Genomic DNA, 13,001 nt, shown 5'->3' on the forward strand with positions numbered 1-13,001 from the left:
ATTTACATATTCCTGCGATATTGTCCCCCTACTTCAAAAAGTGCCGTAGTGATCTGACCCAAAGAACATTCCTTACATACCTCCATTAATACTTCAAAAATGTTTTGATTATTAATCGCTCTTTCCTGCAAATCCTTTAATAATTGAGACGTTTTATTTTTATTCCCTTTATGTAACGCTTGTAACATAGTAATCTGATACTGTTTTTCTTCTTCGGTTGCACGGATTACTTCACCCGGAGTTACTGTTGGTGATCCTTTAGAGCTCAAAAATGTATTGACGCCGATTATCGGAAAATCTCCATTATGCTTTAATGTTTCATAATACAAACTTTCTTCCTGTATTTTACTACGCTGATACATAGTTTCCATAGCGCCAAGTACACCTCCCCGTTCCGTAATTCTATCAAACTCGGTAAGCACAGCTTCTTCTACTAAATCTGTTAGTTCTTCTATAATAAAAGATCCCTGGATTGGATTCTCGTTTTTAGCCAACCCTAATTCCTTATTAATAATTAATTGAATTGCCATAGCTCTGCGCACGGATTCTTCTGTAGGCGTTGTAATGGCTTCATCATAGGCGTTGGTGTGTAACGAATTACAGTTATCATAGATCGCATATAATGCCTGTAATGTTGTGCGAATATCATTAAAATCAATTTCTTGTGCATGCAATGATCTACCAGAAGTCTGTATATGATATTTAAGCATTTGCGCTCTGGCATTCGCTCCGTATTTATTTTTTAAAGCCTTCGCCCATATTTTACGAGCTACCCTACCAATCACAGCATATTCTGGATCAATACCATTAGAGAAGAAAAAAGATAAGTTAGGACCAAATTTATTAATATCCATACCTCGACTCAAGTAATACTCTACATAAGTAAAGCCATTCGCTAGTGTTAATGCCAATTGTGTAATTGGATTAGCTCCTGCCTCTGCAATATGATATCCGGAGATAGAAACCGAATAAAAGTTACGCACTTGCTTCTCTATAAAATATTCTTGTACATCTCCCATTAAGCGCAAGGCAAATTCTGTAGAAAAAATACAGGTATTCTGTGCCTGATCTTCTTTAAGAATATCTGCCTGAACAGTTCCTCTTACAGTGTTTAGTGTCATAGCTTTTATATCTGCATACACATCAGCTGGCAAAACCTGATCACCAGTAACTCCTAATAGCATAAGCCCTAATCCATCGTTCCCTTCTGGTAATGCTCCCTGATATGCCGGGCGCGCTACTCCTTTTTTGGCATATATATCATTGATTTTTGTTTCAACCTCAGTTTTCAGGTCATTCTCCTTAATATATTTCTCACAATTTTGATCAATTGCTGCGTTCATAAAAAACCCTAATAACATAGGAGCCGGACCATTAATAGTCATACTTACGGATGTCATCGCATGGGTAAGATCAAAGCCCGAATACAGTTTTTTAGCATCATCCAGACAACATATAGATACACCTGCATTTCCTATTTTGCCATAAATATCAGGTCTGTGATCCGGATCATTACCATATAAGGTTACAGAATCAAATGCTGTAGATAAACGTTTTGCCGGCATCCCTAAACTAACATAATGAAAACGTCTGTTTGTACGTTCAGGACCACCTTCTCCTGCAAACATACGTGTCGGATCTTCTCCAGTACGTTTAAAAGGGTACAATCCTGATGCAAAAGGAAATTCACCTGGTACATTTTCCTGTAAACACCATCGCAAAATATCTCCCCACGCCTGATATTTGGGCAATGCCACTTTTGGAATCTGACTATGCGACAAGGATTCTGTATGTGTCTCTATTTTGATTTCCTTATCTCTTACCTTAAAAGAATATATCGGATCTTTATATTTCTGAACTTTAGCAGACCAACCCGTTATGATCTCCCAGTTATGAGGATCTAGATTTAATTTTACTCTATCAAACTCAGCCAGTAATAGTTTGATAAAGTCTGAATTATCAGTATTCTTACTTATATTCAGGCTATCTTCGTCGATACCACTTTTGGATAAATCCAGCAACTCTTTCTCTGCAACACTACAAATAGTCTTATAAATTCCGTATAATTTCTGAGCAACCTCTACCTGAACGTTTGCCCTCTTATCATATGCTCGGTTATTCTCAGAAATTTCAGATAAATATCGGGTTCTACTCGGCGGTATCACAAATATCTTTTCTGACATTTCTTTTGAGATATGAAAATCGGATTGTAAATCTGCCGCTGTTTTCTCTACAATCTTATCCATAATCGCTTTATAAAGCGTATTCATACCCGGGTCATTAAACTGGGAAGCGATTGTGCCATACACCGGTAAATCATCCTGAGGTATATCCCACAACTGATGATTACGCATATATTGTTTTTTAACATCCCTTAGTGCATCCAGCGATCCACGTTTATCAAACTTATTAATAGCTACCAAATCTGCAAAATCCAGCATATCAATTTTTTCTAATTGTGTTGCGGCTCCAAACTCAGGCGTCATGACATATAAAGAAGTATCGCTATGTTCTAAAATTTCTGTATCTGATTGCCCTATTCCAGAGGTTTCTAAAATAATAAGATCGAATTCTGCAGCTTTTAGAACTTCTATTGCTTCTGATACATACTTGGATAAAGCAAGATTAGATTGTCTGGTTGCCAATGAGCGCATATACACTCTGGGTGAATTAATGGCATTCATCCGTATTCGGTCTCCTAATAAAGCACCTCCTGTTTTACGTTTTGATGGATCCACAGAGATCAATCCTATTGTCTTATTCGGAAAATCAATCAAAAAACGACGTACTAATTCATCGACTAAGGAAGATTTTCCTGCTCCTCCTGTTCCTGTAATTCCCAGAACAGGTGTCCCAGAAGTTTTATTTTTTTTGTGAATATGATCTAAGGCATCTTTTGCGATATCAGGAAAATTTTCTGCTGCAGAAATAACGCGAGCAATTGCTCCTATCTCTTTTTCTGCGAGATGATCCACCTCTCCATTCAGCGTATCGCCTATCGGAAAATCTGACCGTTGTACCAGATCATTAATCATTCCTTGTAATCCCAGTTCTCTGCCATCATCAGGAGAATAGATACGTGTAATCCCATATCCCATTAAATCTTTAATTTCTTCAGGAAGGATAACACCTCCTCCGCCTCCAAATATTTTAATATGAGTTGCTCCTTTTTCTTGTAACAGATCATACATATACTTAAAATATTCAGTATGTCCACCCTGATAAGAAGTCATCGCAATGGCATTCACATCTTCCTGAATGGCACAATTTACCACTTCTTCTACACTGCGATCATGCCCCAAATGTATTACTTCTACACCTGTAGATTGTATAATACGTCTCATAATATTAATGGCTGCATCATGTCCATCAAACAATGATGCTGCTGTTACAATTCTAACTTTATTCCTGGGCTTATACGGTATAATTTGTTCCATTGACAATAAAAAGTGTTTTTAGAGATGCTAATTTAATAAATTCGTATCAAAAGCAATTATTTTTTTAGAATTATGCAATTCAAACAATCATATTGATTGTTCCATAGAACTCATCTTGAGTAGTGGTTTTTCAACCGAAAAGTTTGGCTTTTGTACTATAATGAAGTAGGTTTTTTTTCAACATAGCTATAGCTATGGTTAAAAAAAACAACAAAATTAGCGTGCAAAATGTAAATTTTGTAGGTCAAAGCATTACTCAAGATGAGTTCATTATCTATAGTTCAAATTTAACACTATTTATGGTCTTTTAGCTTTCAAAAACATACTATCACTTCCTTAAAGTTAATTAACAGATGTTAACAAGATTGTTAAACAGTAGGTGTCTAATTTCAGAAAATAATATATTCATCAACTATTCAAATCAAATACATATTAAAAATGAGATTTACATCATCAAAAAACGGTTTATTTTTCTTAAGTTTTCTTTTTATCATTGGTATCGGAATCCAGGATATAGAAGCACAAAAGAAGAAAAAGAAAAAATCAAAAAAAGGAAAAACTGAACAAGTAGATGCTTCTAAAAATAAGTCTAAAGAAAAGTCTGTAGAGGAGCTGATTAAAAAAAGTAAAAAAATCGAAGGGTTATTCACTATCTATCGTGATACCATTGATGGCACTACAAAAATGTTAATCAATAAGGAACAAATAGGCAGAGAGTTTATTTATTTTAGTCAGATTTCTGATGGCGTATTAGAAGCTGGCACTTTTAGAGGTGCGTATCTCGATAATAAGGTTTTTAAAATCGAAAAACATTATAATAAAATTGAATTTGTTACTCAGAATGCTTCACATTACTTTGATAAAAACAGTGCACTATCCAAAGCTTCAGAAGCTAATATTAGTGAAGGAATCATGGCTAGTTTAAAAATCGAAGCTCAAGATGAAGAGAAAGGACTGTATCTAATCAAATCTGATGATCTTTTTCTTAAAGAGACTTTTGAACAGATTAAAGCTCCTAATTTCCCCGGACAATCCCCATTTGCTTTTAAATTAGGTACACTAAGTAAGGAAAAGACAAAAATCAAGACGATCAAAAACTACCCAGAAAATACAAATATTAATAGCCATTATGTATACTCTAAATCTTCTATACTCAATGGAGGGTCTAGTGCAGTATCTGATGGAAGAAACGTTACGATTAAGGTAGCGCACAGTTTGATTGCCATGCCAGAGAATCAATATCTGCCCAGATTTGATGACCCTAGAATAGGCTATTTTTTTTCACAGGTTACTGATATGACTTCTACCAGCCCAACTCCTTATAGAGACCTTATCCATAGATGGAATCTGATTAAAAAAAATCCGGATCAGGCAATTTCTGAACCTGTAAAGCCTATAGAATGGTGGATAGAAAACACAACTCCGATAGAATTCAGAGAAACTATTAAAAATGCTGTTTTAGAATGGAATAAAGCATTCGAAAAAGCAGGCTTTAAAAATGCAATAGTAGTCAAGACACAACCAGATGATGCCGCATGGGATGCCGGAGATATCAGGTATAATGTATTAAGGTGGACATCCTCTCCCAGGCCTCCGTTTGGCGGATATGGTCCTAGTTTCGTAAATCCAAGAACTGGAGAAATTATGGGTGCCGATATTATGTTAGAATATACGTACCACACAAATCGCGTAAAGTATGACAGGTTGTTTAACCTGACTGCCTATGATCAGGAAGAACCCACAAATTTTCCTATAGCCAATACCGACAAGAATTTATACTGCTCATATGGACATCTCATGCAGGAAAATTCGCTATTCGGACAAGCAGTTCTTGCTGCTACCGGTGCTAATGACAATGAAATGAAAGGTATGCGTATGGAAGCTATGAAAGAGCTTATTATGCATGAAGTAGGGCACACCCTAGGGCTCAACCACAATATGAAAGCTAGTCAGCTTTTCTCTCCAGAACAATTAAATGATCCTGATTTTATTAAAGGAAAGTGTCTTACTGGTTCTGTTATGGATTATACTGCAATTAATGTTGCCAATAACAAATTAAACCAAGGGCACTATTTTTCTACCACTGTAGGTCCCTATGATGAATGGGCAATTCAATATGGATATACTCCTGTAGCAGCTGAAAGTGAATTAGAAAAAATTGCAAATCAATCGCATAAACCAGAACTAATCTTTGGTAATGATGCAGATGATATGCGCTCACCAGGTAAAGCAATCGATCCAAGAGTTATGATTGGAGATATGTCTAATGATCAGATTACCTATTCAATCAACAGAATGAAGTTGGTCAATGATATGATGGGTAAAATAAAATCAAAATTTAGTAAAAAAGGACAGTCTTATCAGGAGCTGAGACAAGCTTATTATATCCTACGAGGGCAGTATGCAAATGCAGGAAATGTGATCTCCAGATTTATTGGTGGTGTCTATGTTGACAGAAGTATAGCTGGACAAGATCCTATTGCTAAACCTTTCACTCCTGTTAGCTACGAAGACCAGAAAAAAGCTATGAACGCACTTGATACATATATATTTGCGCCAGATGCTTATAAAGCCCCTAACGATCTTTATAAATATATCGCTATGCAGCGACGAGGATTTAATTTTTTTAGAGGACCAGAAGATCCTAAAATCCATGAATTAGTATTAGGAAATCAAAAAAGAATCTTAGATCATATTTTGCACCCTAATACATTACAGCGTATTACAGATTCTGAATTATATGGAAACACCTACAAATTATCCGAATTTATGACTGACCTCAACACGGCCATATTCCAGAAGGATATTACTGGTTCTATAAATACTTTTAGACAAAATTTACAGCTAGAATATACTAAAAGGCTTATCAATATTGTAGCCAATTCTAACGCTGGTAAAAGTTCAAAATCAACTACCAGAAGTCCACAATACACCTATGCCTCAAAATCAATGGCATTATATAATCTAAAAAGAATAAAATCAAAGGTATCGAATGGAACAGGAGATACACTTACAAAAGCCCATAAGGATCATTTAAAAACATTGATTAGCAATACTGTTGAAGATATCAAATAATAATAATAATAATACCATTTTTTTGTGTACAAGGACTGATTATTCTAATAATCAGTCCTTATTTTTTTACAAAAAATACACGAATTTTGGCCATATATTCTAAATCGACTAAAAACAACCAGGTTTTATGAATCTTTATATAATTTTACTAGATACTTACTTTGTTAAATAGTAAGTTTATAACTGAAAAAATTAAATTTTTAACCAAACCAACAAATGAAAAAGATAACCTTGCTCATTAATTGTCCTGATAAAAAGGGAATTATCGCCACGGTCACTAATTTTATAGTAAATAAAAAAGGAAACACTGTTTATATTGAGCAACATATTGATAGAGAATTAGGTGAGTTTTTTATGCGCTTAGAATGTGAGTTTGATGAGGATGAAGAAAAACTCGCATTATTCAAAGATTCTTTTAATAAGGTGGTTGCAGATAATTACAATATGCATTGGGAAATGTATAATTCTGAAAAAAAACCTAAGATGGCCCTTTTCGTTTCTAAATACGACCATTGTCTTTATGATATTTTAGGGAGATATGCCTCTGGAGAGCTTAAGGTAAAGATACCTGTTATTATTAGTAATCATGTAGATCTAAAACCTATCGCACATAGTTTTAACATCCCTTTTAAACATATTCCGGTAACCAAAGAAAATAAGGCACAAGCAGAAATAGAGCAATTAGCATTGTTAAAAGAACATAAGATAGATTTTATTGTATTAGCAAGGTATATGCAGATATTATCCCCTAATTTTGTAGATCAGTTTCCTAATGCAATTATAAATATCCATCATTCTTTCCTACCCGCTTTCCCTGGAGCCAAACCCTATCATTCTGCGTACAAACGTGGGGTAAAAATTATCGGGGCTACCAGCCATTATGTAACCTCTGATCTGGATGAAGGCCCTATTATCGAGCAGGAAATAGTACGAGTATCTCACATACATAATGTTCAGGATTTTATTCTAAAAGGTCGGGATTTGGAAAAAATCGTATTATCCAGAGCAATTAAACATCATATAGAAAGAAAGGTTCTGGTATATAGCAATAAAACTGTGATTTTTTCATAATAGATTTACTTCATAACTATTGCGTGTATGTTTATCTATTATATGTCTATTTATTTTATGACTTGAAAACTAGATAACATTTACCTTTTAACCTTAATAATCTGGCTTTTGTAGATTTTCATTCATTTTTAAAGAAAATAATTAAAAGAGATCGTTTTTAAAAAATTAACTTTGACTTCATATTAAATCATTTATTATTACAAATCTGACAAGAAATCATGAACAGAATTTTTATAGTACTCGTTATTTTTCAATTAGTAAGTTGTGCAGAATTGCAGCAGGTAATAGAAAGTCTTCCTCAGGAAACTACTGGAGCTATAGGTCTTAGTAATGTTGATATCGGTAATGGATTGAGACAGGCACTGGATAAAGGAATTGATAAGCAAGTAACAAAACTCACACAAAAAGATGGTTTCTTCAGAAATGAACTTGTCAAAATTGTACTCCCGGAAGAGTTGAGAAAAGTAGATAAAGCACTTAGAGATATTGGATTGAATAATCTGGCTGATGAAGGTCTAAAAGTTCTGAATCGAGCGGCAGAAGACGCCGTAAAAGAAGCAACTCCTATTTTTGTAAATGCTGTAAAACAAATCACTTTTAATGATGCTAAACAAATTCTGTTGGGAGATCAGAATGCAGCAACTCAGTACCTTCAAAAAGGAACGAACACTGCTCTTTATGGGAAATTTAATCCTGTAATCGATAAATCTCTTTCTAAAGTTGGTGCTGATAGAGTATGGACAAATATTATTAAAAAATATAATGCTATCCCTTTTACCAAAAAAGTTAATGCTGATCTTACTGACTATGTTACAGGTGAGGCTCTCAAAGGTGTTTACAAAATGATTGCTATAGAAGAAGTGGAGATTAGAACAAAATTAAGCTCCAGAACCACGGATTTACTAAGAAAAGTATTTGCACTTCAGGACAGAAAATAAATAAGTTAGTTAATATCGACCTGTGTTTTTTCTGAATTCTCAGGTAGTCTCACGAGAAAGATTCTGATTTAATAATCCATTTTAGAATAAAAAATATTTCCCGAACCTGAATGTATCGCCTGCTACAGGCACAAAATAGCAGGTAGGATTATATTTACATTTTTTAGCATCTTATTAAACTAACCTTAACTCGTTATTAAGAGTTGTTTTCGGGTATAACTAATACCTTTGTCAAAAAGAAGGGAAAAAACCATGTATCACTTATTAAAAGGTAAAACGGAACTGGAACGACTACAGAAGCAATATTCCAAAATGATGAAAAATGCTTATGAATTAGCATTAAAGGATAAAACTAAAAGTGATGATCTTCACGAAAAAGCCAGTAAAATTTTAATAGAAATTAAAAAAATAGAGCATCAGGCATAAAGTTACTATTGATTTTATTTTTTTAGTTGGTGTATAAACGATATTGAGTGTTTATTAAATATTTCTGGTTGTTCTATATTCACTACATGACCAGAGTTTTGAACTATATACAGATTAGAAAATGTATGTATAGAAACGATTTTCTCTATAGATGGTAAAAAGAGGTAATCCTCTTCCCCCATAACATAAAGGGTAGGTATTTTGATATCTTTATCTCTAAAAAAGCGTAATAAAGGATTAATTTCTGATGTTAATCGAAACCACCTGATAAACTCTTTTTGATATAATTTTTTGGCCTCATTCGCAAAAAGCAACCTTGATTGCTTGTGATTTTTTTTTGGCATTATTATAAAAGCAAAAAGCTTATATAAAACCATATACGGAACCACAGATTTAAAAACAACTCCTAGTTTCATTAACACTTGAGATCTAAGATTTAATTTCATGATTGCGCCACCCATAATCATACTATCCACACGGTCAGGATGTCTTTCTGCCAGATTTCTTATCAATATAGTCCCTAAGGATATCCCAACAAAGTGGGAAGAGGTGATATCCTCTTTATTGATCACTGCTACAATATCTTCTGTAATACAATCAAAAGTGTATTTTGTATTAAAAGCATCCTTAAAGGCTAACTTAGATTTTCCGTGACCTCTCAGATCTAATAATAAGACATTAAAATATTTTCTGAATTCTCTAATCTGCTTAAACCATATTGAAGAACTTCCTCCTGCTCCGTGAACAAAAGTTACCCAATCTTTACTTTCAGGATGATGATATAAGGAATAGTTAAGCATACACGGTTTAGAATCACAAAAATAGCAACTTATATCTTATAAAAAAGTGTACTTAACAATTTTTAATGAACTGTTCAATCAACTATATCTTTATGAAGCGTTCTAAAATAGGCAAACGCATCTACCAACCTAGAACCATACCAGGAAAAATATTCTCCATTTACCAGAATTACTTTTGTATCAGGAAGTATTACTTTTAGCTCATCAATATGTTTTTGAGCAAAGGGAAAGGGTTCTGAAGACAATAATATAAGATCCAGTTCTTTTAGGTTTGTTAACTTATCTTCAGAAACTTCTGGATACCGGTTTTGGCTTTCGAAATAATTAACAAAGCCATTTATTTGTAGCATATGTGTAATAAATGTATTAGCTCCTGCAACCATCCACGGTTTGCGCCATATAAAGTATGCTACCTTTTTATCAGAACTGTTTTTTACAAAGTTTTTAAACGAATTTAATTCGGTATAAATAGTAGTGACTAATTGTGCTGCTTTAACTCGTCTTTCAAAAATCTCTCCATATTGTCCTATCATCTCTATTGCATCCTCTATCGATTCTATATCCGATACATGTACCGGATATTTCTTTTCCAGTGTTTCTACAATTTCTTTTGTATTCTCTTCTTTATTACACAAAATGATACTCGGCATTACCTGATCTATTTTGGTATAATCTACTTTTTTGGTACCTCCAACGATCACTTTTTCCTTCCTTATTTTCGCCGGGTGCACACAAAATCGGGTTATACCTACAATAAAATCAGACAAACCTAGCGCTACTAGCAATTCTGTTTGGGAAGGCACTAATGATATGATGCGACACGGTACTTTTGTATCAATAAAAGCCCTTCCTATTTGATCTGAACGAATCATAAAAAAATTATAAATATCTTAAAACTAAACACTTAATAATAGGAATTTCTGAAAATTTTCCCTATATTATGGGGAATATTAATAATTTTAAATATTTGGGGCTATGAGTTTAGTATTACTTAACATTATCAGTTACGGCGTTGTTGCATTTTTTGCATCTTTTATTTCTTATGGACTTGTTGGATATGCAAAACAAGTTTTTAAAGCTAATAGACGCTAATTTTTTAATATTTAAAAAAACAGAGGGAAATTATAATACAATTTCCCTCTATTTTTTTGGTGTTAAAATTTCTTCCATTTGCTGTTGTAATTCCTTTGCCTTTTCTTCTGCCTTACTATCAAAGTCTAATCCATCTGATGCATATATAATTCCTCTGGAGGAATTAATTAACAAACCTATTTGATCATTCATTCCATACGTACATACATCTTGCAGATTTCCTCCCTGAGCACCTACTCCGGGAACCAATAAAAAACTATCTGGAATTATCTTTCTAATATCTACCAGATACTTTGCTTTGGTTGCTCCCACAACATACATCAGGTTTTCTGATTTATTCCAGCTTTTGGAGGTTTCTAATACTTCTTTATACACCTCCTTACCATCGATTTTCTTTGTCTGAAAATCAAAAGCTCCCTGATTCGATGTTAATGCCAATAAGATAGTATGTTTGTTGTCAAAAGCTAAAAATGGTTCTACTGAGTCTTTTCCCATATAAGGAGCGATGGTTACAGAATCAAATTCGAGATCTTCAAAAAAAGCCTTGGCGTACATCGTACTGGTATTCCCAATATCTCCTCGTTTGGCATCAGCGATTGTAAAAATTTCAGGATAGTTGGCATTTAGATATTGTATTGTCTTTTCCAAAGATTTCCAACCTTTAATACCATAGGCTTCATAAAAAGCAATATTAGGCTTATAGGCTACCGCCAGGTGATGGGTGGCGTCAATAATTTTTTTATTAAATTCGAAAATCGGGTCTTCAACTGTTAACAAATGTTTTGGTATTTTTTCTAAATCTACATCCAGTCCTATACATAGGAAAGACTTTTTTTTCTTGATTTGACCAACAAGTTCCCGGGTCGTCATATTTTTATATAATTTGTTATGTATTATCTTATTCTTTTCCGTCTACATATGCTTGCAGATATGCATATCTGGCGGTCAACTTACCATTTTTGGTCATTCTTGCCCGCTCTAAAACACCATCTGCATCATCATTAAAAAAAGCAGGAATTACGTGTTCTAAAAACATGGCGCCAAAACCTTCACTGGCATCTTTTGGTAATTCACAGGGTAAATTATCTACTGCCATTGCCACAATAGCTTCTGGTTCTCTGTAATCTACTTCTTCTTCTCTACCCGGATGATAACCATATATGGGATCAGCGATTGTAGAAGAACGAATCGTAGAAGCTACCGGACCATCAATATCACAAGACACATCTGCTATTATTTTAATATTAAACTGTTCTGATTTAGCATCTTCTCTTGTAAAAATAAATGGTGCACCTTCTCCAAAAAAATGTCCGGCAATATACATATCACTAACTTTTGCAAACTTCATAAAATCACTTTCATATTCTTTTGCATTGAGGTAGAAATCATTTTTACCTAATTGCTGTCCATCTTTTCGCTTATTATAGTCTAATACATCAATTTGCGTATATACGGGTTCATCATATTTTTTGGTAAGATATTCTTCTACAGTAACCTTTTTAATTCCCATAGCATCCAGAATTTCTTTGGCACCACTCCCTACCTTACCAGTACCGGTAAGAACAATTTTTATGGCTGGTAATGTGATCTCTGATAATGTTGTTTCCAGTGCTTTCTGATCTGATAAGTTTTCTGCTTTAGGAAGCTCAAAACTATCATATGCAAGTCCGAAGGCTCTAAATCCATTATATGTACCTACAATACCAGCATATTTACCAAAACCAATAAGTCTGAATCCTTTTTGATTAATAATCACTTCATGGTCATAGAGTTCGATATTTTTGTCCAGAATAGCCTTGAGTAATTCTCTATTGTACGGTTGTTTTTTAATCGTATGCGAAAAGAAAAAATACTTTTTATCAGGGATTAACGCAGCAACAGGAACTTCTTTTACCCCCAGTAAAACTTCGCAATCAGAAAGATCCTCTACAACTTCGAAACCTTTTTCCGTATATGCATCATCATTAAAAACTCTCACATCAGAACTTTCTACAACAAAAGAAGCTTCTGGAAATTGAGACACAGTGTCATTAAGACCTTTTGGAGAAAAAACTACCCGACGATCTGGCGGATTTTTTCGTTCTTTAAGAATCCCGAACTTGGTCATATAATTATTGGTATATATATTGTTTATACAAAAGCGCGACTAAGATATGACAATT

General features: G+C 33.9%; 9 protein-coding genes. 4 read left to right on the top strand and 5 right to left on the bottom strand.

The genetic code is table 11. From position 1 onward, the window contains the following. Nucleotides 1-2: 2 nt before the first annotated feature. Nucleotides 3-3,437 (bottom strand): methylmalonyl-CoA mutase family protein, encoded by a 3,435-nt coding sequence (locus tag F0000_RS09330; RefSeq protein WP_149624454.1) that lies wholly within the window; start codon nt 3,435-3,437, stop codon nt 3-5. A gap of 438 nt (nt 3,438-3,875) precedes the next feature. Between F0000_RS09330 and F0000_RS09335 the strand changes: the two genes are divergently transcribed. The 4 genes from F0000_RS09335 (at nt 3,876) to F0000_RS09350 (ending at nt 8,947) form a co-directional block, all read left to right on the top strand. Beyond that, complete coding sequence (locus F0000_RS09335) at nt 3,876-6,512, top strand: zinc-dependent metalloprotease (protein ID WP_149624455.1); 2,637 nt, start codon at nt 3,876-3,878, stop codon at nt 6,510-6,512. A gap of 216 nt (nt 6,513-6,728) precedes the next feature. Further along, nucleotides 6,729-7,583 carry a formyltetrahydrofolate deformylase gene (gene purU / locus F0000_RS09340; protein ID WP_149624456.1) on the top strand — a complete coding sequence of 285 codons (855 nt, stop codon included), beginning with the start codon at nt 6,729-6,731 and terminating at the stop codon, nt 7,581-7,583. Nucleotides 7,584-7,801: 218 nt separating this feature from the next. After that, complete coding sequence (locus tag F0000_RS09345; RefSeq protein ID WP_149624457.1) at nt 7,802-8,521, top strand: DUF4197 domain-containing protein; 720 nt, start codon at nt 7,802-7,804, stop codon at nt 8,519-8,521. 252 nt (nt 8,522-8,773) lie between these two features. Beyond that, the gene (locus F0000_RS09350; RefSeq protein WP_149624458.1) at nt 8,774-8,947 is read left to right on the top strand and encodes a Lacal_2735 family protein; all 174 of its coding nucleotides are present in this window, start codon (nt 8,774-8,776) and stop codon (nt 8,945-8,947) included. Nucleotides 8,948-8,961: 14 nt separating this feature from the next. Here the strand turns inward: F0000_RS09350 and F0000_RS09355 are convergent, their stop codons facing one another. From F0000_RS09355 to F0000_RS09370, 4 genes are all read right to left on the bottom strand, one after another. Further along, the gene (locus F0000_RS09355; RefSeq protein WP_149624459.1) at nt 8,962-9,747 is read right to left on the bottom strand and encodes an alpha/beta fold hydrolase; all 786 of its coding nucleotides are present in this window, start codon (nt 9,745-9,747) and stop codon (nt 8,962-8,964) included. 74 nt (nt 9,748-9,821) lie between these two features. Further along, nucleotides 9,822-10,619, bottom strand: a complete 798-nt coding sequence (locus tag F0000_RS09360) for an ABC transporter substrate-binding protein (protein WP_149624460.1) — start codon at nt 10,617-10,619, stop codon at nt 9,822-9,824. A gap of 268 nt (nt 10,620-10,887) precedes the next feature. Then, a complete protein-coding gene (gene pyrF, locus F0000_RS09365; RefSeq protein WP_149624461.1) occupies nt 10,888-11,709 on the bottom strand; it encodes an orotidine-5'-phosphate decarboxylase in 822 nt (273 codons plus the stop codon). A gap of 28 nt (nt 11,710-11,737) precedes the next feature. Further along, entirely contained in the window at nt 11,738-12,946 is a 1,209-nt protein-coding gene (locus tag F0000_RS09370) for an NAD(P)-dependent oxidoreductase (protein ID WP_149624462.1), read from the bottom strand. Nucleotides 12,947-13,001: the final 55 nt, after the last annotated feature.

It is taken from the genome of Aquimarina sp. RZ0 (assembly GCF_008370685.1).
Lineage (GTDB): Bacteria > Bacteroidota > Bacteroidia > Flavobacteriales > Flavobacteriaceae > Aquimarina.